Annotated in this window: 32 protein-coding genes; 10 read left to right on the top strand and 22 right to left on the bottom strand. The window is 40.4% G+C overall.

Going from position 1 to position 25,592, the window contains the following annotated elements; all coding sequences use genetic code 11:
- The coding region (locus DPC56_RS08310) for a hypothetical protein (RefSeq protein WP_220084801.1) at window positions 1-215 on the top strand (215 nt) is incomplete at its 5' end.
- Window positions 216-452: 237 nt separating this feature from the next.
- On the opposite strand, the gene DPC56_RS01450 is transcribed toward DPC56_RS08310, so the two are convergent.
- From DPC56_RS01450 to DPC56_RS08385, 18 genes are all read right to left on the bottom strand, one after another.
- Window positions 453-728 (bottom strand): DUF3194 domain-containing protein, encoded by a 276-nt coding sequence (locus DPC56_RS01450; RefSeq protein WP_112093275.1) that lies wholly within the window; start codon window positions 726-728, stop codon window positions 453-455.
- 34 nt (window positions 729-762) lie between these two features.
- Window positions 763-1,134 carry a prefoldin subunit beta gene (locus DPC56_RS01445; RefSeq protein ID WP_112093274.1) on the bottom strand — a complete coding sequence of 124 codons (372 nt, stop codon included), beginning with the start codon at window positions 1,132-1,134 and terminating at the stop codon, window positions 763-765.
- On the bottom strand, window positions 1,101-1,391 hold the full coding sequence (locus tag DPC56_RS01440) for a KEOPS complex subunit Pcc1 (protein WP_181454352.1): 291 nt from the start codon (window positions 1,389-1,391) through the stop codon (window positions 1,101-1,103). The genes DPC56_RS01445 and DPC56_RS01440 overlap by 34 nt, the downstream gene beginning before the upstream one ends.
- 2 nt (window positions 1,392-1,393) lie before the next feature.
- Window positions 1,394-1,861, bottom strand: a complete 468-nt coding sequence (locus DPC56_RS01435; protein WP_146737603.1) for a ribosomal biosynthesis protein — start codon at window positions 1,859-1,861, stop codon at window positions 1,394-1,396.
- Complete coding sequence (locus DPC56_RS01430; RefSeq protein ID WP_112093271.1) at window positions 1,862-1,993, bottom strand: DNA-directed RNA polymerase subunit P; 132 nt, start codon at window positions 1,991-1,993, stop codon at window positions 1,862-1,864.
- Window position 1,994: 1 nt separating this feature from the next.
- Window positions 1,995-2,264 (bottom strand): 50S ribosomal protein L37Ae, encoded by a 270-nt coding sequence (rpl37A, locus tag DPC56_RS01425; RefSeq protein WP_112093270.1) that lies wholly within the window; start codon window positions 2,262-2,264, stop codon window positions 1,995-1,997.
- Window position 2,265: 1 nt separating this feature from the next.
- Complete coding sequence (gene rrp42, locus DPC56_RS01420) at window positions 2,266-3,081, bottom strand: exosome complex protein Rrp42 (protein ID WP_181454351.1); 816 nt, start codon at window positions 3,079-3,081, stop codon at window positions 2,266-2,268.
- Between the two features lie 2 nt (window positions 3,082-3,083).
- The gene (rrp41, locus tag DPC56_RS01415) at window positions 3,084-3,809 is read right to left on the bottom strand and encodes an exosome complex exonuclease Rrp41 (protein ID WP_112093268.1); all 726 of its coding nucleotides are present in this window, start codon (window positions 3,807-3,809) and stop codon (window positions 3,084-3,086) included.
- Complete coding sequence (gene rrp4, locus DPC56_RS01410) at window positions 3,806-4,504, bottom strand: exosome complex RNA-binding protein Rrp4 (RefSeq protein WP_112093267.1); 699 nt, start codon at window positions 4,502-4,504, stop codon at window positions 3,806-3,808. The genes rrp41 and rrp4 overlap by 4 nt, the downstream gene beginning before the upstream one ends.
- 51 nt (window positions 4,505-4,555) lie before the next feature.
- Window positions 4,556-5,254 (bottom strand): ribosome assembly factor SBDS, encoded by a 699-nt coding sequence (locus DPC56_RS01405; protein WP_112093266.1) that lies wholly within the window; start codon window positions 5,252-5,254, stop codon window positions 4,556-4,558.
- 2 nt (window positions 5,255-5,256) lie between these two features.
- Window positions 5,257-6,006, bottom strand: coding sequence for an archaeal proteasome endopeptidase complex subunit alpha (psmA, locus tag DPC56_RS01400; protein ID WP_112093265.1), 750 nt, complete (start codon window positions 6,004-6,006; stop codon window positions 5,257-5,259).
- A gap of 68 nt (window positions 6,007-6,074) precedes the next feature.
- On the bottom strand, window positions 6,075-6,443 hold the full coding sequence (locus DPC56_RS01395; protein ID WP_112093264.1) for an Rpp14/Pop5 family protein: 369 nt from the start codon (window positions 6,441-6,443) through the stop codon (window positions 6,075-6,077).
- A gap of 12 nt (window positions 6,444-6,455) precedes the next feature.
- Window positions 6,456-7,160, bottom strand: a complete 705-nt coding sequence (rnp3, locus tag DPC56_RS01390; protein ID WP_112093263.1) for a ribonuclease P protein component 3 — start codon at window positions 7,158-7,160, stop codon at window positions 6,456-6,458.
- Window positions 7,157-7,558 (bottom strand): RNA-binding domain-containing protein, encoded by a 402-nt coding sequence (locus DPC56_RS01385; RefSeq protein ID WP_112093262.1) that lies wholly within the window; start codon window positions 7,556-7,558, stop codon window positions 7,157-7,159. The genes rnp3 and DPC56_RS01385 overlap by 4 nt, the downstream gene beginning before the upstream one ends.
- Complete coding sequence (locus DPC56_RS01380) at window positions 7,555-8,094, bottom strand: 50S ribosomal protein L15e (RefSeq protein ID WP_112093302.1); 540 nt, start codon at window positions 8,092-8,094, stop codon at window positions 7,555-7,557. Before DPC56_RS01380 ends, DPC56_RS01385 begins: the two co-directional genes overlap by 4 nt.
- 178 nt (window positions 8,095-8,272) lie before the next feature.
- Window positions 8,273-8,596, bottom strand: a complete 324-nt coding sequence (locus DPC56_RS01375) for a carboxymuconolactone decarboxylase family protein (protein ID WP_112093261.1) — start codon at window positions 8,594-8,596, stop codon at window positions 8,273-8,275.
- 38 nt (window positions 8,597-8,634) lie between these two features.
- Window positions 8,635-9,501, bottom strand: a complete 867-nt coding sequence (locus DPC56_RS01370; protein WP_112093260.1) for an SPFH domain-containing protein — start codon at window positions 9,499-9,501, stop codon at window positions 8,635-8,637.
- Between the two features lie 7 nt (window positions 9,502-9,508).
- Window positions 9,509-9,763, bottom strand: coding sequence for an NfeD family protein (locus tag DPC56_RS08385; protein WP_245923810.1), 255 nt, complete (start codon window positions 9,761-9,763; stop codon window positions 9,509-9,511).
- Between the two features lie 238 nt (window positions 9,764-10,001).
- Between DPC56_RS08385 and DPC56_RS01360 the strand changes: the two genes are divergently transcribed.
- From DPC56_RS01360 to afpA, 4 genes are read left to right on the top strand one after another with little or no spacing between them, the layout of a single operon-like run.
- Window positions 10,002-10,349 (top strand): carboxymuconolactone decarboxylase family protein, encoded by a 348-nt coding sequence (locus DPC56_RS01360; protein ID WP_245923809.1) that lies wholly within the window; start codon window positions 10,002-10,004, stop codon window positions 10,347-10,349.
- On the top strand, window positions 10,346-11,455 hold the full coding sequence (locus DPC56_RS01355; RefSeq protein WP_112093258.1) for an ABC transporter permease: 1,110 nt from the start codon (window positions 10,346-10,348) through the stop codon (window positions 11,453-11,455). The genes DPC56_RS01360 and DPC56_RS01355 overlap by 4 nt, the downstream gene beginning before the upstream one ends.
- Window positions 11,456-11,462: 7 nt before the next feature.
- Complete coding sequence (locus DPC56_RS01350; protein ID WP_112093257.1) at window positions 11,463-12,125, top strand: ABC transporter ATP-binding protein; 663 nt, start codon at window positions 11,463-11,465, stop codon at window positions 12,123-12,125.
- Window positions 12,122-12,685 (top strand): archaeoflavoprotein AfpA, encoded by a 564-nt coding sequence (afpA, locus tag DPC56_RS01345; RefSeq protein ID WP_112093256.1) that lies wholly within the window; start codon window positions 12,122-12,124, stop codon window positions 12,683-12,685. The genes DPC56_RS01350 and afpA overlap by 4 nt, the downstream gene beginning before the upstream one ends.
- Window position 12,686: 1 nt before the next feature.
- Here afpA and DPC56_RS01340 read toward each other — a convergent pair whose 3' ends face one another.
- The 3 genes from DPC56_RS01340 to DPC56_RS01330 all read right to left on the bottom strand — a co-directional run bounded on the left by DPC56_RS01340 (window position 12,687) and on the right by DPC56_RS01330 (window position 14,476).
- Entirely contained in the window at window positions 12,687-12,989 is a 303-nt protein-coding gene (locus DPC56_RS01340; protein ID WP_112093255.1) for a hypothetical protein, read from the bottom strand.
- 10 nt (window positions 12,990-12,999) lie between these two features.
- Window positions 13,000-13,911 (bottom strand): CPBP family intramembrane glutamic endopeptidase, encoded by a 912-nt coding sequence (locus DPC56_RS01335; protein ID WP_112093254.1) that lies wholly within the window; start codon window positions 13,909-13,911, stop codon window positions 13,000-13,002.
- An 82-nt stretch (window positions 13,912-13,993) separates the two neighbouring features.
- Window positions 13,994-14,476: an adenosine-specific kinase gene (locus DPC56_RS01330; protein WP_112093253.1), complete on the bottom strand. Its 483-nt coding sequence runs from the start codon at window positions 14,474-14,476 to the stop codon at window positions 13,994-13,996.
- Window positions 14,477-14,648: 172 nt separating this feature from the next.
- Here DPC56_RS01330 and DPC56_RS01325 point away from each other — a divergent pair, with 172 nt between their 5' ends.
- Both DPC56_RS01325 and DPC56_RS01320 read left to right on the top strand, forming a co-directional pair.
- Window positions 14,649-19,145: a cobaltochelatase subunit CobN gene (locus DPC56_RS01325; RefSeq protein WP_181454350.1), complete on the top strand. Its 4,497-nt coding sequence runs from the start codon at window positions 14,649-14,651 to the stop codon at window positions 19,143-19,145.
- A gap of 291 nt (window positions 19,146-19,436) precedes the next feature.
- Complete coding sequence (locus DPC56_RS01320) at window positions 19,437-21,551, top strand: response regulator (RefSeq protein ID WP_112093252.1); 2,115 nt, start codon at window positions 19,437-19,439, stop codon at window positions 21,549-21,551.
- Between the two features lie 583 nt (window positions 21,552-22,134).
- On the opposite strand, the gene DPC56_RS08525 is transcribed toward DPC56_RS01320, so the two are convergent.
- A complete protein-coding gene (locus DPC56_RS08525; protein WP_112093251.1) occupies window positions 22,135-22,338 on the bottom strand; it encodes a NosD domain-containing protein in 204 nt (67 codons plus the stop codon).
- Window positions 22,339-23,118: 780 nt separating this feature from the next.
- Between DPC56_RS08525 and DPC56_RS01310 the strand changes: the two genes are divergently transcribed.
- From DPC56_RS01310 to DPC56_RS08305, 3 genes are read left to right on the top strand one after another with little or no spacing between them, the layout of a single operon-like run.
- A complete protein-coding gene (locus DPC56_RS01310) occupies window positions 23,119-23,667 on the top strand; it encodes a helix-turn-helix domain-containing protein (RefSeq protein ID WP_112093250.1) in 549 nt (182 codons plus the stop codon).
- A gap of 13 nt (window positions 23,668-23,680) precedes the next feature.
- A complete protein-coding gene (locus DPC56_RS01305) occupies window positions 23,681-25,360 on the top strand; it encodes an AMP-binding protein (protein ID WP_112093249.1) in 1,680 nt (559 codons plus the stop codon).
- The gene (locus tag DPC56_RS08305) at window positions 25,361-25,588 is read left to right on the top strand and encodes a 4Fe-4S dicluster domain-containing protein (protein ID WP_112093248.1); all 228 of its coding nucleotides are present in this window, start codon (window positions 25,361-25,363) and stop codon (window positions 25,586-25,588) included.
- Window positions 25,589-25,592 lie beyond the last annotated feature (4 nt).

Genomic DNA, 25,592 nt, shown 5'->3' with positions numbered 1-25,592 from the left:
GGGGGGAGGTGCATGGGGATCTAATTGTTAGGAGGGAAAAATTTTATCATACTCTTTTTTCTACTTATATTATGGATAATATTTTTATGATATGGTATTTAAGATTTTCTATTTTAATTTTATTAATAATTAGGGGAGGAAGGCTGAGGGGACTATTGGAATATTTTTTTGAGCGAAAAGGATTGTTATATCGGCTCCCACAATATTTTTTTTAGCGTCCCCTCAGATTGGGTGTTGGCATATTAGAGGAGGGAGTCTTCACCCTATCAATTTAGTACCATCCTATATAAATATATTACTACTAAAAAGTATTATTTTATCATCATAGTTTAAACCCGGAGGGGTTAGTATTCAAAAAATTAAAGTGATGTTATTTCGCCTTGATGATATCAGTAGTCAAGATCCCAGGGTGAATGAGATGAATGGGAAATATTGCTAGGGAGGTCTAAATGTTATGGGGGAGCATCCAAATGTTGGATGTGTTGGTCTAGTTCCTTGTAGGCTAGGTTAATGGCTTCCTTAACTATCTCGGGTTCGATTTTTGAAGATTCATAGGGGATTAATTCAATGGAGATGTCAACATCTAGGCCCTTTTCATAGTCTAGGACTATTGTGATGTCTATGTCTCTTATCTCCTTTTTGGAGATCTTTGAAAAGATGAATTTTTCTATTGTTGTTGATAGGAGCTTGGCTATTTTATCAGAGTCTTCTTTTGTTAGTTTTTTCAAGACGGCTTTTCACCCCGGGGGAAAATAGGAGAATTTAGGTCGCGCCTCCCGTTCCTGGTTTTAGGCCGGCGCTTTTCATGGCTTCTTGTAAGTTGACTTGCATTTCCTGTAATTTTTTCATAACCCTTTCTTCTTGCCTTTGTATGGTTTTTTCGCGCAATTTTAAGGTTTCGAGTTTGTCTGATAATTCTTCTTCTATTTCTTCTTTTTTTGCTTTTATAAGGAGGTTGCCTGCGGTCCTATATATGTCAGCGTCTTCTTCTGCCTTTGAGAGTTCTTCTAGTGCTCTTTGGGTTTCTTGGATTTGTCTTTCTACTGTCTGTTTTTGTAGTGAGATTGCCTGTGCTTGTTGTTGTAATTGTTGGAACTGGGCTAGTTGGTGTTGGATGTTTTTTGGGAGTTCCATAAATTATCACCTTTTTCGAGTTTTATTATATCATATGCGAGTTTTATCCATCTTAGGGTTGAGTTCATAGCGGCTCTAAATGCTGTTGAATCCTTTGATTCTATTTTTAAGATTATTGTATCATCTTCTAGTTTTATTTTCATTTTTGATCTGGTGGATGGTGAGTTTTCTATTTCTGGTTTTATTGCTTTCCATATTATATGGGCGGCTTCTTCTAGTTGTATCTGGAATTCTCCTTGGATTCTTTGGGGTTTCATCATTAATCCTCTAGATGGATTCTCTTTATGAATATTTTAAATCCTGTTGGTTTCTTTTCATGGTATAATTCCATTATCATATTATATCTACCATGGGCCGGTTTTACAAGCCAGAAATCCCACCCAGCACCCTCTTCGAATGGTATCAGGCCTTTTAGTAATCTTATATTCTCTATGGGCCCTTTTATTTTCTTTGTTGGTCTTGTTTTAAGGTTTTTGGGGATTGCTACGTTTATTGTCATGTATCCTATCTCTTCTCCTCTTGTATTATAGAATGTTACTTTGCTGGGGTTTCCATGTTTCTCAGATACTATGGCTAGTGTTGATTCTTTGTGTTCTATTGTCTTTTGTAGGATTTCTTGGATATTCATTTTCCCCCTGTTTATGTAGGGGCATCCCATGGCTTTTTTAAGTCTTTGGCAGAACGATCTTGTCCGTTGTGAAGGTTTTCTGGAGGTTGTTAATAACATTTATCTTGCTTTTATTGTTCTTTTAACTTGTGGGACTTCCTTGAATAGTATCCTGTAGCGGCATTTTGGGCATTTGTTTTCCATGTATTTTTTCAGGTCGATTTGGGCTCCGCACTTCGCGCATCTATACAATTTATTGGCCTCCTGTTATCCTTTTTATGTGGCGTGTTGCGGTTTTGCCCATTGGAGTGGAGGGTAAGTATGCTCCTCCTGTGAATGTTTCCCCGCATTTTCTGCATTTCCATATGCCTGTGCTTATTCTTTTGACTCCGGGCCTGTCACAGTATGGGCAGATGTGTTTCTTTTTCATCTGTTCTTCGATCTTTTTCACAACTCTTTTGGCTTTTCTGCCGTAACGTGGCCCGAATCTTCCTGTGATACCTACTTTTTTGGTTCTTGCCATCTTAGATCACCTTGTTTTGTGGTATGATTTTGTCTAGTTCTTCTATGAGTTGGGGTATTTTCTCTTTTGTAATTTTTATGGCTTCTAGGATGTCTTCTTTGGTTAGGGATCCTTCTCCCCCCTTTTGCATGGCGCAGATTGTGCCGTCTGATCGCATTCCTATTGATAGTCTTGCTGTGAGGATTTCTTCCTCGTCTAGGGATGGGTCTAGTACCATTTGGTCTCCTATTTTTGCGAATGTGCACATTAGTGCCGTGTTTTCAAGGGGTAATGGTTTTAGGTTCTCATAATCTAGTATTATTTCGTCTTCTTCTATTTTTGCTGTGGGGAGTTTTGTGTCTCTTAGTGCTGCTACTGTCGCTAGTACTGCTGCATCAAATAAGTTTCCGTCGTAGTCTATGATGTGCAAGTCTATGAATAGTAGCCATACACTGCTACCTTCCACTATACATAATTTTTCTAGGTTGAGCATGTCGCTTTCCCTTATGCAGCGGTCCACGACCCTTGAGAGTTCGATTGATCTTTCGTCTGGTGGTCCTGGTTCGAATGTTGGTGATGCCATTGGTAGTAATTCTGAATTTGTTATGATAATGCCCATGTTTGGAGTGTCTGGGAATGGTTCTCCGATTTGGGGTTTGATACCTACTATTAGTTGGGTGTTGCCAAGTTTTACTCTAGCTGAGCCTTCCGCTTTTGTTATAATTCCTGTTTCTATGAATATTTCCCTGAATTCGTCTAGTGCTCTTCCGTCAGTTCTTTCTTTTTTGTTTATGAGGTTGATTATATTTTCGCGGGTGATCTCGGGTACTATGTCCATTTTTATTCACCATATTTCCTTTTTAGGGCTTCTTTTTGTACTTTGTTTATTTTTAGGCATCCTTTTATCGCAAGGTCTAGGGCTTCTTCGAATTCTTCTTGTGTGAGGTTACCGTCGCTTTGTAGTAGTGTTATTTCCTTGTTGCGTGGTAGGATGGCTACTGGCATGTCTGCTTCTCCACGTTTATCCTCTTCCTCTGACAAGTCTAAGACTATTTTACCGTTCACTTTACCTGCTGCGCAAGCCACTACCATATCTTTCATTGGCATGCCAGCGTCTGCAAGGGCTACTGATGCTGCTGTTATACCTGCGCATCTTGTACCGCCTTCTGCTTCCAACACTTCTATAAAAACGTCTATAACTGACCTTGGGAACTTTTCCAAAATTAGAGCCGGTCTTAGGGCTTCTGCTGTTATCTTGGATATTTCAACGGATCTTCTGTCTGGTCCTGGTCTTTTTCTTTCCTCTACTGAGAATGGTGCCATGTTGTATCTGCATCTTATAACTGCCCTGTCCGGTCTTTGTAATTTTTTTATCTGAGCCTCCCTGGGACCGTATACTGCCACTAGTATCTTGTTACCACCCAGTTCAAGGTATGATGACCCATCAGCTCTTTCAAGTATTCCTGCTTCGATTTTTAATGGTCGGATTTCGTCTGGTGCTCTTCCATCTTCTCTGGCAGCCTCTGATACGCTTTTGAATTCATCTGGTGTGATGATAATAATCACCCCTTAATCTTTTCATTTCCTTTTCCAGATTTTATAAGCTCTATGAGGGTGTCTCTCACCCTATCGGTGAGCCCGGATGTGTGAGCTTCTCTATCGATCATTAGTATGACCTTTCGGGCTATTTTCTCCATTTCAGGGTCTCCTTTCACCCATACTACCCCGTTTTGTCCTACTACGATATCGCAGCGTGTTTTTTCTTTTATCATGTTTATCATGGATCCTCTTTTACCGATTAGACGAGGGACTTTACTAGGTGTTATATAGACGAGGACTCCTCCCTTGAATTTTCCAAGTCCTCTGCCTTTTAGGCCTAGTTTGACCTTTTTAACCTCGTCAACATCCACTACTTTTAAAAAGAGAACGTCTCCAATATTGAATATGTTCTCAAGGCCCCTTTTTTCTTTTCCAAAAACTTCTGAGGCTGGTAGGAAACCTGCATATGGGGAATTTATATCTAATCCCCACATCGAAAATCTTATATCTGTTATTTCACCTATGACAACATCTCCCCTCTTTGGAATATATTTACTTACAAGGGGTATGACGCTTATTTGTTTGTTCCTTATGGATACCAAGCCTACATGGGATGAACATATCTTATTGTTCTCCTTAAATGTTCCCCTGCCAGGATAATAGTCGTTCTTGGCTAGTATTTCACCTGGTACCACTATGTCCTTATCCTTTACTAATATCAAATAGTCATGCCTCCCTTCCCAAACTTTTATAGAATAGGAGGAAAAAGAAGTTTATTTGAGGAGTTTTGTTTCGACTTGGCCGCCTGTCATTTCACTCATTTTCTGGTAAAAGCTGTCTTGGAGTCCTCCGGGTATTTCTACGATGGCTATCCATGATCCGTCTTTTTGCCATTCTTCTTCAAGTATTTTACCAAAATTTGAGATAATACCATAAACTGGGCCGGCGGTTTCGCCGGGGATCTTAATGGCTACTTTAACCTTCTCAAATTTTATAGGTATCTTAGTGCGAATAGCTTTTAAGATTATGTTAACTTGTTCATCTACCGTCTTGAAAGGGTCAACATGAACCTTAGCTTCTTTCATGGCCTTTTCTATCCTCTTGGGTGGGTGTGGGAGACCTGTCTGTGGGTTTATAGCTTCCCTGGCTATCTTGTTAATGATCTTCTTCTGTTTGTCCTTTATCATCTGTCTTCGCTGTTCTGCTGTGAGTTGTATGCTCCCCTTCTTGAGTATTATCTTGGCGACTTCAAGTGGATCGTCGCTTTCAAAAAGTTTGCGCATGGTCTCCTCGGATGCTTTATCCCCTTTCCTGGCGTCCTTGAACACTTCTTGGACTGCTAATATATCCTCTATATCAACTTTTGATTCGTCCTTTCTGAATTCAGCGGCCAGGTCAGGGTCCACGAGTATCTCGAATCTCTCCCCATGGGACTCCAGGCGGGCTATAACAGCATCCTCGAGGCTTACCATCCTTACTCCTCTTCTTCCTCCTTTTCCTTCCTTATTAGGAGTTCTTCAACATGGTCTCTTATTTCATCATCTGATAATTTCCTATATTTTTTATCCTTTGCATCGATTATTGCTATTTCAACACTTTCAGGTGTGGTTTTACCTTCTGTGGCCTCGTATATTGCATCCAAGGCTAGGTTGATAGCTTCCTCTAGGGTTAGATCGTCGCGGTATTTCTTCTCGAATTCTTCCATTGCTATTGGTCTTCCAGCGCCTATTGCTGTTGCCTTGTATTCTATTAGGGCTCCGCTGGGGTCTGTTTCGAATAGTCGGCATCCTTTTCCATTGACTCCTCCTATGATCAGGGCTGTTCCGAAGGGTCTCACACCACCGTGTTGTGTGTAGAGTTGTTTCATATCACATATCTTCTTAGCTAGGCTCTCCACTCTTATGGGCTCATTGTATGTTATCCTATTTATCTGAGCTTCTAGTCTGGCCTTTTCTATTATAGCCCTCGCATCAGCTACTAAACCTGAGGTAGCCGCGCCTATATGCTCGTCTATTTGGAATATTTTCTCTATTGATTTCGGTTCTACAAGTTTACTTGTGGGTCTTTTATCAACTGCTAACACTATACCCTCTTTTGATTTAACACCTAGTGATGTCGTGCCTCTTTTAACAGCCTCCCTCGCATATTCCACTTGGAATAGCCTACCATCGGGGCTGAAAACTGTTATGGCCCGATCATATCCTGCGCTTTGGAGTGGTTGCATTTATATAACCTCTCATACATTTTTTATGAACATAGGATAAAAGTGAATTTTTTTGTATCATTTTTTTCTTATTTAAGTTTAATAAACTTTTGTGTTGCTGAGCGTATTGTACCCGAGATTCCAATGGTGTGAAGGGCCACCCTCCTATTGTCATGTTGAGATGTGGAAGATAGTGCGGCTCTCACTTTCTCTTCTTCTCCGCGTTTACATCTTATTATACACTTCTGTTTGTAGTTTTCACCATCTTTTATAGGCTCCCATGCCCTTATAAGCCATGGTTTGAATTTGCTTGTTTCACATTCTCCATGTAATCTGAGACATGCGTTCCATATTATGGATACTATATCATTTTTTTCTAGTGGTTTTTCGCTTATGATTTCAACTGCGAGGTATCTTTGGGGTTCCCTTAAACTTGGGGGGAGAATCTTTAATCTCATTGGATCCCCCTATTATTTGATTATTTTTGCTCCGAGGATTATCATGGAGTCCCTTTGTCTGTTAAATTCTATGATCGATCTTGGAATTGTTGATAGTGCATCTATGATCTCGTCTTCTTGCATGTTGATACATTTGAAAAGGGCTATTGTGTCTTTTGGTGTTCTGAGATCATAGGTTGATGTTGCACTGCTGGTTATCACAATTGGGAAGTGGAATTTTCTGTGAAGTTTGATTATATCCCTGTAATATTCGAATAGTCTGGTGCGCACTTTCAGATATGATACTATAATGTCCTTGGTGTTTAATTCTATCGCTACATTGTTTTCTGCCGCGGCCCTTGCATGTACATGGTTTATCCCAGGGTCTCTCCTGTTTTGGTAGGGTTTTGATAGTATGTCGACTCTGATGTTTTCACAGGCTGCTCTGTTGATCTTTGGGTTTCCTCCTTCTACTATGATGATGTCTGCTGTTTTTCTGAATTTGTCCACTTTCTTTTTCAGCTGCCTTGGGGTTTCTGCACTTATATTAACAGCTTTTACGATCTCAAAACCTTGAAAATCATCTTCTAATCTTTTGAATGTCCCCTTAGCCTTTTTGTAGGATTTGTCTGAGTATGTGATGGCGGCTCCACTATAACCTAATCTTTGGGCTTCTTTGAGTAATTTCTGGTCTTCTTGGAAGTTTTTCCCTTGGATGTGGAGGTCATAGAATTTCATGTGATTAGTTTCTTGATGTTTTTTATAGCCACTTCTTGACGGGCTGGATAAGCTTCTATTTTAAGTTTTAAATGGATTGAATCTCCATGTTTTACTAGTTTCCATTCCTCATTGTATGCTCTTTGTTTGTCTAATCTTAGGAATAGGTTGCCTGCTTCGTCGACATGCCTTTCAATGTCTAATTCTCCCAATAGGGGTTTTATCCTTTCTGTGAAGTCTCTTATTGCTTTTTTGTCTGTGATTTTGCCTTTGAGGAGTGTTAGTGGGTTTCCATGGTGTCCTTCTAGTTTTTCTCTTTGGGGTGATGCTGTGGGTAGTATGTTCTTTAATGCTTTGATGACCTTTTCTTCGTCTTCTGTTCCATGGACCATTACTCTATAGGATATGTTATGTATCATCTTACCTTTTCAGCACCTTTTCCCTTGTTTCTGAGGCCTCGGTTCTTTTTACCTTCGCTTGTAAGGCCTCTGAATGCTCTTCCTTTCTGTTCGCGGATCCAGTTTATTCTGGGGTCGTTTTTTATGTTGGGGTGATGTGGATCAACTAATATTACTTCGTAGTATTTGTATTTTCCGTCTTCCCATACCCAGTATGAGTTGAGTACTTCTAGGTTGGGGTATTTGCGGGCTGCTCTTTCTTCTGCTATCCTTTTGAGGCTCTTTTTTGTTGTTATCTTCCTTACACCCATCCTTTTGGGTCGTCTACCGCCTTTGAATCGGCTTTTTCTCATGCTCCCGCGCCTTACCCGCGTCCTCACAAGTATGAATCCCTTTTTTGCCTTGTAACCGAGGGATCTTGCACGGTCGAGTCTGGTTGGCTTTTCTATTCTCTGGATCGCCTTTTGCCTTCTCCATTTAGGGACTCTTTCCCACATGAGCTCTCTTACATATGATTCCTTTGGGGTTTTCCATGCTTTCCTAATATACTTATACATGACCTTTTCCACCTTCATTTTTTTGTTCAGCCCCCATAAGGGCCACATCCAAAGTGGTGAATTTGAGGGGGATAAATAATCCAGAATAGTGGTCCCCATATTTTTTCTTGTTAAAATAAAAAGTAATAGGGTGATATTAGGCTACCCTTATAAATACTTATCGCCTGGGGTCTAGGATTTATTCTTCGAGTAGTTCGTAGAGTATTTTCATTGCTTTTGTGAATGGTGGGTTTCCTGAGGTTAGGAGCACCACCCGTAGTACGTCTACTATTTCATCCTTTGTAACATTGAATTCTTTTATGGCACTTTCTATCTGTTTTTTCACTGCTCTGTCATCTGATTTCGCCGCTGTTATGCCAAGGGCTATTAGTTTCTGCGTTTTATAGTCTAGGGCTTTTCCTGTGTATACTGCCTCGTTTAGTTCGACTAGGGCCTTGTAGATTTCTGGGTAATCCTTTTTGGCATAGGCTACTCCTTTACCATAGAATATATCTTCTTTCATTTTTTCAGCACCTCAATATTATTGTGTTGTTTTTTGTATTATTTATTCTTTTCTTCTGTAATCTTGGGTTTCTCGGTTTTTTCTTTGAACAATTCTGATATACCTGCTATTGAGCCTAGGATCCCTGCTGTTTCGATTGGTAAGAGTATTTTTGTTGCTTGGCCATTCGCGATCTTTTCAAGGGCTTCTAGGTATTTTAGTGCTATTATGTCGTTGGTTGGTTTGCCTTGGTGCATGGATTTGAATATTGTGAGTATGGCCTTTGCTTGTCCTTCTGCCAAGGCCACTTCCTTGTATTTTTCCGCGTCAGCAACCTTTTTTATGGCTTCTGCTTTACCTTCTGCTTCTAGTATGGCTGCTCTTTTCATCCTTTCTGCTTTCATCTGTTTGGACATGGCCTCTACAATGTCCTTTGGGGGTTCTATGCGTTGTATTTCTACGCGGACAACCCTTGTACCCCATCTGTCAGTTGCTTCATCTAATACTTTTCTTAGTTGGGCGTTTATCATTTCCCTTGATGTTAATGTTTCATCTAGTTCGAGGTCGCCTATTATGTTCCTGAGGTTTGTCTGGGCAAGTTTTGTCACTGCCTGGTAGAAGTCAACAACATTGTATACTGCATTGAATGGGTCAACCACTTCATAGAATATTACACAGTCAACCACTACAACTGTATTATCTTTTGTTATAACCTCTTGGGGTGGTACATCAACTACCTGTTCTCGCATGTCAACCTTTTTTATGCTTTCAATGAAAGGTATTATCATGACTAGTCCGCTTTCAACTGTTCGCTGATATTTACCAAGTCTTTCCACAACACCCTTTTCATAGGGTCTCAAGATTTTTATGCTCTTATATGCTAGTACCAGGAGCACCAATACTATTATTATGCTTAGAAGATCCATTTTTAGATCACCTCACATTATCCTCCTTTTTTTCCACGATAAGTTTAACACCATCTATGGCTTTTATGGTGACCTCATCACCCTTTTTAATCCTATCATAGGATTTAGCACACCATATCTCGCCATCAAACTTAACAAGACCCTCATGTCCTTCAAAATCTTCTATTACAGTTGCTGTTTGTCCTATCAGCCTGTCAGCAACGGCCTTCCTCTGGGGCTCCTTTGAAACCTTAGAGGCGAAAGGCCTTGATACTCCAAGCAAAACCCCCGAAACCAAAAGGAACGCAACAAATTGTATCGTGAAGTTGAAACCAAAGTAGTTGAGCGCCGCAGCTACAAAAGCGCCAATACCAAACCATAAAAGAAAAAACCTGTTGTAAGCATTTCACCAATAAGACACACAGCACCTATAATAATCCAACTACCATAATCCATAATACCAAACCAATAATAATTATCTTATCCTAATTATATAAAATCTGACTAGGAAAAAATTGGAGATGAAAAAATTGGATGAAATCCTAGCCAAGATCGAAGAATTTTTTGGCTTCGTCCCAGAAATATTCAAAGTCTTAGAGGATGAACCCCAAATCCTAAAAGCATATTACAATAAAATGGAGACCATACTATCCAATGATGCCCTCCCATTAGTTACAAAGGAACTCATAGGGGTTGGGGCTGCGGCAGCCCTAGGATCAGAGCATTGCCTCAAAACACATATTAAAGTTTCAAGGCGTCTGGGAGCATCCAAAGATGAAATATTGTTGGCAATCCTTATAGGAGCTGCGATGGCCGAGTCAACAGCACTCTCAAAATCCTTGAGAGTGTTCAAAGAGGAAATTCTATGAAATTCCTCCAGTTAATATTGAAGAATCCCTTCAGGAACAAGATTAGGAGTGTACTAGCTATTATAGGGATAGCTATCGGGATTGCTACAATAGTAGCCCTTGGTATAATAACAGAAGGACTTAAAGAATCTACACAGGAGACTCTCAGGGCTGGTGGGGCGGATTTCACCATCGTAGAATCAAATGTATCTGACATGTTCCTAAGCACAATAGATGAAGACTACACTGATAAAGTGGATAATATTAGTGGCGTGAAAGAATCTGTGGGCGTCTTAACATCAATACAACCCATAGGAGACAATCCATACTTTGTAGTTATAGGAATAGACCCTTCAAAGATAGGTTTAAGCCAAATAAAGATAAAATCGGGAAGAAGTATCAAAGAAGAAGATGAGATCATAATAGGGAAAGTGGCAGCAGAGAAACTGAACAAGACAATAGGGGATAAAATCAACATAAAAGGAGAAGATTACAGGATAGTGGGGATATTCGAATCAGGGAACATCCAAGAAGATGGCGGATCCTTCATATCCCTAAAAAAACTCCAAAAAATAGAAGACAAGGAAGGTAAAGTCACCATGATATATGTGAAAGCAGAAAAAAACGTGAACATAGAAAAAATCAAAGAAGAGATAGAAGAAAAATATGGGGAAAACCTTACGACAATAGCCTCACTAGAAGACTTACAGAGTGTAGACCAGGGCCTTAAGACTGTTGACGCGGCAAGCTGGGCCATATCACTCCTCGCAGTAATTATAGGGAGTATAGGTGTGGTTAACACGATGATAATGTCAGTATTTGAACGTACAAGGGAAATAGGAGTCCTTAAGGCCGTTGGATGGAAAAACAGGAAGATACTTACAATGATACTTGGAGAATCACTCATCTTAACGTTGATCGCAGCCGTTGTAGGATCCCTGATGGGTGTGGCAGCCATACAAATACTCATGCACATCAACATGGGAGGATTCATAAAACCAGTTTATACTCCAGAGATCTTCCTCAAAGCATTTACAGTCGCAATCTTCGTTGGTATATTCGGAGGATTCTACCCAGCATACAGGGCCACAAGACTAGAAGCCACAGAAGCCCTCAGATACGAATAATAGTGGGATGGAGATGATAATCGATATAAAAAACCTTAAAAAAACCTTTGATAACGGTAAAATAGTAGCATTAGATGGTGTAAACCTTCAAGTAGATGATGGTGAATTCATTTCTATAATGGGCCCGTCAGGTTCTGGTAAATCAACACTCCTCAATATGATAGGAGCTCTAGACAGGCCAGACTCTGGGATGATAAAAGTTGCTGGGCGAAATTTGATGAAAGAGAAAGATTTGAGCAGCTTCAGGGCCAGGAAGATAGGTTTTATCTTTCAATTACACAATCTCATACCAAATCTTACAGCGCTTGAAAATGTTGAAATACCAATGTTTGAGGGCCCATACAAGGATATGATGGAAGAAAGGGCTATGGAGTTGCTTGAGTACTTTGGACTCGTTGACAAGGCAAATAGGTTGCCTTCGGAGCTTTCTGGGGGTGAAAGGCAGAGGGTGGCTATTGCAAGGGCCCTTGCGAATGATCCGTCCATAATATTAGCTGATGAGCCTACAGGATCCCTCGACTCAAAGACGGAAAAGAAAATATTAAGGAAACTTAAAGAGTTGAATAGGGAGCATAAAGTCACTATAGTGTTGGTGACTCATGATCCTCGGGTTGCTTCAATGGCCTCTAGGATCATAAAAATATTGGATGGAAAAATAGTGGGGGGATAACCGTGAAATTGAATGTTGCTTGGTGTATAACAGGGGCAGGGGATAAGATAACAGAAACCTATGAGGTTATGAAGGATATCAAGGACATTTATGATGGCAGGGCTGTGATTAAAGTTTTCATTTCCAAGTCAGGGGACCAGGTAGTTAAATATTATGGGATCTATCAGGATCTTGAAACAAATTTTGACCAGAAATGGGTTGAAATTAGTGCTAATTCACCATTCCTTGCAGGTCAAGTACAGTTAGGTAAATATGATTTTCTTCTTATAGCACCTTGCACCTCTAATAGTGTTGCTAAGATATCACTTAGAATAGCGGACACTCTCATAACAAATGCGGCTATAATGGCGCAAAAAGCTGGAGTGCCAGTATATATCATGCCAACAGATTTCGAAGAGGGTACGACAGAGACCAGATTACCAAATGGGAAGATACTAACGCTTGAAATAAGAAAAGAGGATGTTGAACACGTTAAAAGATTATCTAGGATGAAGAACACCCATGTATTCAAGGATCCTGAGTATATTTATAAGATATTTGAAAGGTTCACCAGAGAATAATTTACTCAATGAGTTCTTGTATTGTGGCCTCGTAGGCGTGGAGGGTTCTTTCCCCCTCTTTTATAGTATCAAGTGAACCTGTCCCCCTGAAGTAGGCTTTTATCTCCCCAGTATCCGCAATATTCATTGTTAAGGGTTCCATGTCTGTAAGTGACTCGAAGAATTTTATTATCTCTTCTATTTCACTTTTATCTGGGCTTTTGAATTTTATGGATAACGTACCCTTCTGTTTTTCCTTCATCCTAACTATATCCTGGTTGACTTCAAGTTTTTTAGTCTTCGTGGTAAAAACTACCTTTTCCATAATATCATCCTCATCTTAATGCTATCTTTTTTAGAACATTTAATTTTTGGGGGAGGATTATTATTGCGAGTAGGATTCCGTTCATTAGAATTGAATAGTAGAGTTGTTCAATGGGACTAGGTGGGATTGAAAAATCGGTGAAAAGTGATGGTAAAGGTTTATAGAAGGATGATGTTCCATCATTTACTACGAGTGCGCAAAACATGTTATTTGCAGTGTGGATGCCAATGGCTGTTTCAACACCATCCTCTAATACCGTGATAACTGCCACTACTATGGCGAAGATGAATGTGTCAATGAAGATGTTAAGATTGCCTACGAATGTTAGCTGGTTTCCCCAGTGCCCAATGGCAAATATTATAGAAGATATTAGAACGGCTAATGGGGGTTTCTTCAAAAACAAATTTAAGGCTTGTAGGATGTATCCTCTAAAAAAAATTTCCTCAAAACCAGCCTGGAAGAAGATAGTTAAGCTTATAATAAAAAGTAATGGATAGACCGCACCATCAAAGGTGAACTTAAGGTTAGGATCTGGTAAACTGAAAATGAGAAATATCAAAAGCATCGAAAACCACACAACAAAACCCTTAAGGATCCTATACCATTTTATGCGTTCATGGGCTGTTAAAACGCTCTTAAAATCTCTTCTATGGATAGATACCATGCAGAAGAATAGGAGCAGCATCAAGAATGCGCTTGTAATATTATAGGAGAGAAGATCCGCGAATCCTTGGAGGAATCTTCCTATTGGAGGGTGTAAACCAGCAAGATTGAATAGAAGGCTAGTGACATCAAATAGGATGTAGATTGATAATAGACCTATGATTGTACCTATTGAGATGCCAGGATTTGTTAATATGATGGTGAGTAAGTATCTCCACCAGTTATTTTTTCCTTCCTTTGCAAGTTGCAAAAATTTCATGATCTCATATGTAGAGTGTCATCTAATAAAATTTTGTTATTACACACTTCAGACTAAACCCTATTAAGAATTTGGGGGGGTTTCAGAATTTGTAGCCGATTTTCCTTAAGAATTGTTTTCTCTGGATTATGTCTTCTTCTTTTTCTATTTTACGTGGACTTTCACCATCTATTACTCCTATGATCCCCCTGCCCTGTTGTGTTTCGACTAGGAGTACTTGTACTGGGTTGGCTGTTGCGCAGAAGATGTTAACAACTTCTGGAACATCTTTTATGCGTTGAAGCACGTTTATTGGGAAAGCGTTTCTTAAGAGTATGAGGAATGAGTGTCCAGCCGCTATATCGAGCATTTTGTCGGCTGCAAGTTCTTCCAATTCTTCATCATTACCTGCATGTCTTACGAGGCAATCCCCTGATGCCTCTGCGAATGCGATTCCAAATTTTGCATGGGGTACTGTATTCACTATAGCCTCATATAGGTCTTCAACTGTTTTTATGAAGTGGCTTTGACCAAGTATAAAATTTATGTCTTCTTCAAATTCTAGTTCTACCACTTTTATCTCCATCTGGATTATCCCTCCAAGAACTTCTATAGTAGGTTATGTGCTTATGGCTAAAATAATATTATCGATCCTCTTTTTAAACTAACGAACAATATATCAACTTAACTTTAAATTATTTAAAGTAAACTTTAAATATTAATTTATTATAATAAACAATAAAGGAGGTGAAAAAAGCATGAAAAGACTAACTTTGATTATCTCAGTTTTCATCACTATCGCCATGATAAACACAATATCAGCCGCCGAAGTTAACGGCCAAATCAAAGAAATCTACAATGAAACAAACGGAACATACACAAGCCTAGATAATGCCATACCAGTCGAAAATGCAACAATACAAATAAAATACAACGGAAAAATCATAAATGAGACAAAAACCGACAAAAACGGCCAGTATACCATCGCATTCACCCCCATGACAAAACCGGTAGAATTGGAAATATCCTACCTCAACTACAAAAAAGTCACATACACCATACATGGAACTTGCACAATAAACCATACATTCATGCCAGATATCGCCATAATAAGTTCAGCACCGGAAAAAGCAAAGATACTCGCATCATTAAACAATAGACGCATAATATACCATGACATGTGGAATCCTAGTTCCCAAGCCAATGATTGGATACTAGAATATGTGAACTTCGCATACCTTGACATGGCAATGCCAGGCACAGGATGGGGCGACTCATGGTACCCATACCTTCTCAGAAGTCCTGCGAACAAAAATTATATGATAGCAGCAGCATTCGGCTATCCCACAGACACAGACAACGACCCCTATGGTGGTACAGGACTACACCTACTCAAAGGAAATGACACCAACGACACACCAGACACCATAGAAAACACCTACATAGCAAGTTATTGGGCCCTCGCCACTGGAACAGCAGCAAGAGAAAACCTCGAAAACATGATAAAATACATATACTACCTCCTCAACGAGACAGATTACAACCCAGTTGAGCATGGTGAAGGGCCAATAATGTCAAACCCAGACTGGGGATTATACCATCCTGATTATGGCGTGGCAGGGATCATTCCCACAAGAGATCAGATAAAAAATTGGATAGAAACAAACCCTGGACTGACACCACCATACGACAGCCTAAAATGGATAGACCAAAACTATACAAGCTGGTCAAATGAACAACGCTTGAACCTCTACAAAGAATTCGGAAAATGGTACAACCAGACAAAAAACATCACAGGACCATTCATTATCGTGATAGGCTACTCACCATCCCCAGTGGTTGATGCAATAATCAGAGAAGCCGAAAAAAATGGGAGAGCCGCCTTCTGCCTCTACCAGGGTGCAACTAATCCACCTATAACATCATTCCTAGAAGAAATTATAACTGGCAAAGCCCTTGGAAGGGACGTAAATGCAATAATATCATTATACTCTTGGTCTTTGAACTATGCCAACCTCCCCAATGGAGGCGCGCTCCAAGAACTTACAATACTGGATATTCCAGTGATCAAAGGCGTGCAACTATATGACAATTCAAGTCTCACCAACCCCCTCGGAGCACAATACGAATGGACATGGCAAGTTACAATACCAAGCTTCGAAGGCGTATTCTCACCAATCGTTGTATCATACACAGACCCAAGTACAATGGACGAAATACCAATAGATTCAGGTGTTAAAAAAATAGTGAACATAGCTGATAAATGGGCGAAATTAAAAGAATTTGAAAACAACACCAAAAAATTGGCTATCATAGTATACAATTATCCGCCTGGAAAGGATGGGCTCACAGCATCCTACCTTGACGTCTTCCAAAGTCTACACGACCTACTCATCAAACTCAAAGAAAAAGGGTACACAACAGGCAATATCCCATCCCCAGAAGAACTCTACACACTATTGGTAGAATGTGGCAATAAAGGTACATGGGCAAAACCACTACTCGAACAATACCTCTCAAAACATAGACCCAGCTTGGAAGAAAACGGACAACTCATAAGCCTTGAAACATATCTTAAATGGTTCAATGAACTCCCAGAAAAACTGAAAGAAGAAGTTATCATGAAATGGGGAGAGCCACCAGGGGAAGTGATGACAATAAATGGGACAATAGTAATCCCAGGGATAATCCTAGGGAACATCTTCATAGGTATACAGCCAAGCCGCGGATGGGAAGAAGTGCAAAACTACCATGAATCATACTTGCCACCCCACCACCAATACATAGCATTCTACAAATGGATAGAAAAAACCTTCAAAGCAAACGCCATGATACACCTCGGAACCCACGGAACACTCGAATGGCTCCCAGGCCGCATGATAGGACTAACAGAGGAAGACTGGCCATTCCAACTCACAAACTTGCCGAACATTTACCCCTACATTGTCTCCAATCCTGGTGAAGGACTCGTGGCAAAAGACAGGAGCAATGCACTTATAATAGACCACATGACCCCTGCGATGGTCCAAGGTGGCCTCTATGGGGATCTTATCGAAATCCACGATCTTATACACCAATACAATAACGCATTGAAAGTAGGTAACCTGCAGATACTCCCTGAACTTGAAAATGGGATAAAAACAAAGGCCTCAAAGTTGGGCTTTAACATGTCAGACGACTTTAAACAAGCTCTAGAAGAACTCCATCTTAGGTTACATGAAATCGAAAACGATATAATACCCCTTGGACTTCACAGTCTCGGTAAAATCCTCAGTGGAGAAGAACTTGTCGAAGAGGTTTTCACCATAACATCCTCAAGGTCAGATTTCCTCGAAAATGTGAAAAGAAAACTATACCCTTCAATAGCAATAGGCTATCCTGAAATGTCCAATGACGCCTCCTATGAAGATGAAGTGAAAAATATTAAGGAAACAGCGAAAGAATGGATAAGGAGTATAATAAATGGTACAATACCAGTGGGTATCGAAGCTAACGACTTGGAATTCATAAATGATACAATAAATAAAATCAGAGCAAATAAGGAATGGCAAAATCTCCTAGATGCACTCAATGGCGGGTTTGTAGAGCCTGGATTGGCCGGGGACCCTGCATGGAATGACGTATTGCCAACAGGCGTTAACTTCTATGCTGCTAACCCCAAGAAGATGCCAACAAAGGCTGCATGGGAAACCGCCAAAAAGATCGTGGATAAGTTACTTGCAGACTATTATAAGGTTCATGGAAAGTTCCCAGAGCTTGTAGGGATGGTCATGTGGGGCACGGAATTATTACGGACTGACGGTCTTGCAATAGCAGAATTCTTATACTTGCTCGGTGTGAAGCCTGAGTGGAACTCTAATGGTGATGTGAAGCCAGAACCTGTTCTTATGAGCCCATCAGAGCTTAAGATAGTCATTGATGGCGTGGAAATGCAAAGGCCTCGTGTTGATGTTTTCGTAACTGCTGTCACAGGATACCAGGGATGGATAGATTTGATGAATAGGGCTGTTGAACTCGCAGTTTCAGCTAATGACACCATAAATTACGTTAAAAGGCACTATGATGAGTGCCAGTCCCTTGACAGGGTATTCGGTCTTAGGGGGCTTGTACTTGAAGGTACAGGGGTTTCAGATCTCCTACCCAACACTTCAAAGTGGGAGGCCACAAGTGAACTTGCCGATGTTTATCTTTCCAGGGTTTCATATGCTTGGAAGTCAACAGCCACTGGCATTAGTATACAGCAGAACAAGGGGACTTTCCAATATCTGCTCAAAAATATGGATCTCATGACACAAAATCTTGACAGTACTTGGCGTTTGCTCGACACAGACGATTACTATGACTGGTTTGGTGGAATGTTACTAGCTTCAAGGCAATTAGGTGGCAATCCAGAAACCTCACTTGTGGATATAAGGAACAAAAATAATATTGCCACAAGGAGCATCAAGGAAGAAATTGAATTGGAGATAAGATCCCAGCTCCTTAATCCAAAATACATGGATTCTCTTCTTAGTTCTCCAAGTGGTTGGATGGAATATGCTTCAAGGTACAAAAATGCATTTGCAGTAGCTGTGACCAGCAATTCTATAAGTGAACAATTATGGACTCAAATGGCTGAAAACCTTTTAACGCCAAGATTTGGCGCTCCAGGACCTTATGGGGCTTTTGCTGTTCAGTCAATGATTGGATGGGTGCTTGAAGCCAATAGGCGCGGTATATGGACTCCAAGTAACAGTGGGTTGGTAACAAAACTTGTAGACAAGTACATAGAAATTGCAAACCAGTATGGTGTTGTCTGTTGCCACCACACTTGTAGTAATATTGTGTTTAATCAGTGGATTGTGAGTGTTTCATCGTTAAATTCCGCGGCTCTTCAAAAGTTTGTGGGTGTATTCGGAGCTGTTACAGGAGTTGGGATTACTGTTCCTGGACAAGCAAGCACCGGAACACCCGGAACACCAGGGGCTCCGGGGCCAAGTCCGGGTTACACGGGCACTACAGGAACAGGAAGCCAAGTTTCAGGGAGAGTAGGAACTTTTGGGACAGCTACACTTGGAGTGGTTGCAGCAGGTGCGGCTGGGTCAGCAGGAAGTTCAAGTGGAGGGCCAGGGAAAACTGGCAAAGTTTTTGAAGTTTCAGCATCACAGAGTGGAGGTTCAGGGAGTCAAATGCCATTCTATGCACTCTTGGGTGTCATAGGCATCGTGGCTCTCATAGGCGCTGGTTACTTCCTCAAAGGACATGGAAAACTGTGAATTAATCCCATCAGCAGCGATTGGGCTTCTATATTCCCATAAAAAGGATCCAAGGATAGTCAGTTCTATTATAAGGGGGATCATAGAGGGCATTTTCTCTACAAGCGTTTGAAGCCGCCCTATTCCCCCCTATATATCTTGTGATATTAATATATAAAAAGAGTATTACACACTTTTTTTTGTATCCCCCACACATTTTGAAATAGGAGGGGGGGACTTAACAGCAAAAGCAACTTAAAAACTATATATGAAAATAACATTATCAAATATTATTTGGTGGCGGTGCACTTCATGAAAAGTGTGTTGATAGTGGAAGATGATGCAATCGTAGCCCTTGACCTCAAATCAAGAATCGAAAAACTAGGCTATAAGGTCATTGGGAGCGTGGCATCAGGCCAAGAGGCCCTTAATAAAATAACAGAGACAAGACCAGATCTCGTTATCATGGACATCGTGCTAAGAGGGAAGATGGATGGCATAGAGGTGGCTGAGAAAATAAAAGATTTAAAGATTCCCATAGTATTCTTAACAGCATATTCTGACCCTGAAACTATTAAAAGGGCTAGAAAGGCGGGAGCATATGGTTATCTTTTGAAGCCATATGATGACAATTCACTCAAGGTCGCCATCAAAACAGCCCTTAAAAGATATGAGGCTGATATCAGAGACTTGCTTAAAGCACCATCACCTGATGTTACTGAAGTGGCTGAAACTCCTAATATACTCTTGGTTGAGGATGACGCGATTATCGCCGCAGATTTCGAGGAAAAACTCAAAGATGCAGGGTTTAATGTTGTGGGAGTTGAAGTTACGGGTGAACAGGCTGTTAAAACCGCTTCCAAGCTTAAACCAGACGTTGTTATCATGGATGTTGTACTAAAAGGAAAAATGGATGGTATAAAAGCCGCCAAGATTATACAAGGAGATTATGATATTCCAGTCATCTACCTCACAGCATACTCTGATGATAAGACACTTTCAAGGATACTTGAAAGCGAACCATATGGATATCTTGTTAAACCATGTAACATTGAACAGCTAAAGGCCGAAATCCAAGTAGTGCTTGAAACATTCCATGAAACAAAAGAGTATTCAAAGAGAATGCACGATATTACCGTGACTAAAGCCGAGGAGATGAAAATAGAAAAGACCGCTGTATTCTTTGTTTCATCTATTATAATATCCCTTGCGATTTATGGTTTTATCTCAAGGGACATGACATGGCTAATGTATGTTCTCTTCATCCCAGTTTCCTACAGCTTACTATACTTCGTATCCAGTTTCAAAAAGCCTAATAGGCCATCCAATGGTGAAATGCCAATGGTGAGCATTCTTGTACCAGCCCATAATGAGGAGAACACTATAAGAGAGTGTGTTGAAAGCCTATCGAGGCTAGATTATCATTTGAATGGTAGTAGGAATTATGAGATCATTGTTATCAATGATGGTTCCACTGACGGTACAGGTGCAATCCTCAAAGAACTTGTAAAAGAACATAAACATCTCCATGTGGTCACTAGGAAGGCTCCATTCGCATTTAATGGTAAAGGATATGCTCTCAATGATGGTCTTACACTTGCAAATGGTGATATCATAGCAGTCTTTGATGCGGATGCAAGGGTCCGGCCAGACTTTCTGAAGAAGATCATACCGTATTTTGAAGGCGAGAATGTTGCGGGTGTGCAGTCACGTGTGCGAATGTACAATGCTGATAAGAATCTGCTCACGAAAATGCAGGATATTGAATTCGCGATTTTTGGCAACCTCATAATGAGGTCAAGGATGAACATGGGAGTATCAGCATTCCTTGGAGGTAACGGACAACTTGTCAGAAAGGATATAATTAAAGAAGTGGGTGGCTGGGACGGATATGCAGCCACAGAAGACCTCAACCTTACGGTGAAGTTAATGCTCAAAGGCTATTATGTAAGGTACTGTCCGGAAGCAGAAGTTTGGCAAGAGGCCGTACCGGAGTGGCCCGCTTTTTTCAAGCAAAGAACTAGATGGCTTACAGGTAACCTTGAAACACTCTTTGTTTATCTTCCACCTGTGATTGATGCTCCAATACCGATACGCATGAAAATAGATTCCATATTCTACCTTTTCTCTCTACTCTTTATAGGTTTTGTCATGCTTGGCTATATTGTCTTCATATTAAACATCGGGGGATTTACAATGGGCATGAGAGCACCTTTTATTATTGGCTTAATATCTACAATAGCTTTCTTCCCCCTCACCATAACAGGTATAAAAAGGGATGGGTATAGCATACCCCGTAGTATAATCTTATCAATAGAGTATTGGGCTTACTGTCTCTACCTTTTACCTTTATTTTTGATAGCCACAGCCCATATTATAAGAAGAAGTGAAAAAAGGTGGGCTAAAACAAGACACATAGGCAATTAAATTAGGGGGGATAGAATTCTGCACTGAGTGTAGCCGACCACCAAATGTTTCAGCAGCTTGAACGCAGAGATAATCTTTAAAGGATACTATTTTCTTCCATGACCCCCCCATATCCTCCATATGATATCCTTACCAGCGCATAAATCTGTATATTATCCTAAAAAAGCCAGATTTTATAAGCCAAAAGGATGGTAAAAGGAATAGAAGTCTAGGATTTTACCCTCACAACCATAGTGAATTTAGGTACGTACTTTGCGGCTAGCATGCTTCCTAAACTGTTTTTGACAGCATTAGCATGTATTGTAACTGTGAATGTCGTCCCTGGGTTCCAATCAGCAGTTACATTTTATAAAAGCTTGTTACCGCTGATAGCCCTAGTTGTGGCCTTCGAGGTTCCGTTAGGTAATTGTGACGGTTATTTTGTTGCAGTCTGGCCCGACGGTTGAATGGTGATGTTTTTGTTTAGTGGTATGCTGACTGTGCCATTGACTGGGCTGATATTGATTATTTTTTTGGTGGGATGGGTGGTAGGTTGTCTTGTCCTCTTGTGAAGGTGTATGGTGTGTCTCTGAACCCGTCTCCGTCATTGTCTATTCTGTTGTAGTCGCTCTAGTAGTTTTCCTCCGATTGTTTTTGTCAAGTTGAAACGGTTACCTGTACCGGGAGCATATGCTTGTGGTGTGTTATTTATAAAAGTATTGTTGTAGATCACATTGTTAGATCCATAAGTTAAGATGATGCCATCCCCCTTTGTTTTTTTGTGATCGTGTTGTTGGTTATTGTGCAGTCTTCAGCTTCGATGTAGGTTCTGAAACTATCAGTTGCTCCGTTGATGTTTGGATCAGTGTTCTGTTTGCTGTTATGCTGATTACTGGTTGGTTGATTATTGTTAGAGTGGTGTTTACTTTACCATTTGCTGTTAAATTGAGAGTTTTATTTATTTTTCGCTGTGGTTTTCCTGTTTACGATTATGGTGTGCCCATTTAATGTCGTGGTATCATTTATTGTCTGCTTGTGTAGACTTTTTGCGTGTTATTATTAATTACTGTGGCTGATGCTCCTCTGGTTGAGAAAAAATAGCCAAGAAGACCAAGAACATGAAAAACCGCTTATTCATCTTGTAAATTTCCATTAAGATGTTCAATTTCGGGTTTCATCCTAGGAAAACCTTAATTTTCCATTTTAAAAACCTTGTACGTATAAATTAAAAATAGAAAAATTTTAATAAAGATTTTTTGGGGAGATTAAATACTACATGAAATAATACTAGAGGTTAATAGTCACAAGTAAACTGTTGCTTTGCTTCAAAACTTTCTTCACATAAACATCGAGAGAACGACCAAACAATAGAGGAATATCCTCCAAAAAATCTCCAAGAGCATAAAATACCCAATGAAAAACCAAAAAAAGAGGCTTAAAGTCACATATAGATATCAGAACTTATCTAATACCAGAGAAACCTTTTCGAGGATCGGTCGCCAAGTTTTAGTTGAGAGATAATTTTTTATAATCCGGAAATTACAATTCTATCATCGATAAAATTATCGGATTTTCTTGGGGTGTTCTAATGAATGAAAAAACTAAAGAAATAGGTGTAAGGATAAAAGAACTGAGAGAACTCTCAAATATCACAGTAGAGGAAATGGCCAACTATTTAGGAGTCCCCGAAGAAACCTATAAAAGATATGAGAGTGGAGAAGAGGATATACCCGCAAGCATATTATTCGAGGCAGCCCACAAACTTGGCGTGGACATGGGACTCCTACTCACAGGAGAAGAGGCTAGAATGCATATTTTCACCGTCACAAGGAAAGGTAAAGGCGTTAAAGTTGACAGGCGCAAACAATACAAGTATGAGGCTCTCGCCGAAAAGTTCATCCATAAGAAGGCGGAGCCATTCATAGTAACCGTGGAACCGCGAAAAGGCAAGCCAGAGATGAACAGCCACCCAGGACAAGAATTTAATTATATCCTAGAAGGGAGCATAAAATTTTATATCCATGATAATGAGATAATCTTGAATGAAGGCGACTCAATATTCTTCGATTCATCATATCCACATGCAATGGAGGCCCTCAACGGCAAAAGGGCGAAATTCCTAGCTATAATAATGTAGAGGTGGACAAGCCATGGCATCAATACTAGAAAAATTCGTCAACAGAACAGAATTCGAATCATATGAAGATTTCAAGGAAAACTTCAAGATAATAGTACCAGAAAACTTCAACTTCGCCTATGACGTGGTTGACTGGTACGCCAAAAAACACCCACAAAAAGAGGCCCTAGTCTGGTGTAACGACAACGGAGAAGAACGCATAATAAATTTCAAGGAAATGAAAGAATATTCAGAAAGGGCAGCCAACTTCTTCAAAGAGTGTGGGATAAAAAAAGGCGACAGGGTAATGTTAACCTTAAAGGGCAGATACGATTTCTGGTTCTCATTACTGGGCCTCCATAGGATAGGGGCCATCGCAATCCCAGCAACCCACATGCTAAAAGAAAAGGACATAATATACCGTATAAAAAAGGCGGATATAAAGATGGTGGTTTGCATCGCAGAAGATGGCGTCCCCGACTGTTTCGACAAGGCCCAGGAGGAGATGGGTGACATTCCCCTCCTAAAGGTCATTGTAGGCGACGAGGACAGGCCTGGTTGGATTAATTTTAGGGAGAAGCTTGAGGAGATGCCAAAAAACTTCAAAAAACCAGAAGAGTACCCCTCAGATGAGGACATACTATTAGTATATTTCTCCTCTGGGACTACTGGGATGCCCAAGATGATAAAACATGATCACACCTATCCCCTAGCCCATATAGTCACTGCAAAATATTGGCAGAACGTCCGAGAAGATGGCCTACACTATACAGTGGCTGATACAGGATGGGCCAAATCAGTGTGGGGTGGAATTTATGGTCAGTGGATTTGTGGAAGCGCAGTATTCGCCTATGACTATGATCGTTTCAATCCTATTAACATGCTGGAAAAATTAGAAAAGTATGATATAACAACATTTTGCGCCCCACCAACAGTATACAGGTTCCTAATAAAAGAGGACATTTCAAAATATGACCTTTCAAGTATAGAATATGCTGTGACGGCAGGAGAACCCCTAAACCCGGAGGTTTTCCATAAATTTTATGAACAGACCGGTTTGAAACTCATGGAAGGCTATGGACAGACAGAATCTGTTGTATCCATCGCCAACTTCCCCTGGATGGAGCCCAAACCAGGGTCAATGGGCAAACCAGCCCCATTATATGATATAGAATTAGTTGATAATAATGGAGACCCAGTAGACGTGGGAGAAGAAGGGGAGATAGTCATAGACACTTCAAAGGGCAAACCATTAGGACTCTTCGGCGGCTACTACCGGGATGAGGATAAAACAAAGGAAGTATGGTACAATAATAAGTATCATACAGGTGACACAGCATGGATGGACGAAGATGGATACTTCTGGTTCGTCGGGAGAACCGATGATATAATAAAAAGTTCAGGGTACCGTATAGGACCGTTTGAAGTTGAAAGCGCGCTCATATCCCATCCAGCGGTACTAGAATGTGCAGTTACAGGCTACCCAGACCCAATCAGGGGACAGGTAGTAAAAGCTACAATAGTACTTGCCAGAGGATATGAACCATCCGAAGAACTCAAGAAAGAGATACAAGATCATGTCAAGAGGGTTACAGCCCCCTATAAGTATCCTCGTGTAATAGAATTTGTTGATGAACTACCTAAGACTATTAGTGGCAAGATAAGGAGAGTTGAGATAAGAGAAAGGGACATGAAAAGAGCAGGGGAACAATAAATGGAACCATATCCAGTAATTAATCCACTGGAATGTAAAGGATGTGAAAGGTGCATACTAGCCTGTAAAGGTAAAGTACTCTTTATGAGTGATAAGATTAATGAGAGAGGATATCACTACGTTGAATACAAGGGGGGCGGATGTAAAGGTTGTGGAAACTGCTACTATACTTGCCCGGAACCCCATGCCATAGAAGTGCACATCCCACTTAAAAAGAGGAGGAAATGACAAG

The organism is Methanothermobacter tenebrarum (assembly GCF_003264935.1).
In the GTDB taxonomy this organism is placed as follows: domain Archaea; phylum Methanobacteriota; class Methanobacteria; order Methanobacteriales; family DSM-23052; genus Methanothermobacter_A; species Methanothermobacter_A tenebrarum_A.
The sequence above is the reverse complement of the archived record's forward strand: the minus strand, read 5'-3'. Positions and strand labels throughout refer to the sequence as shown.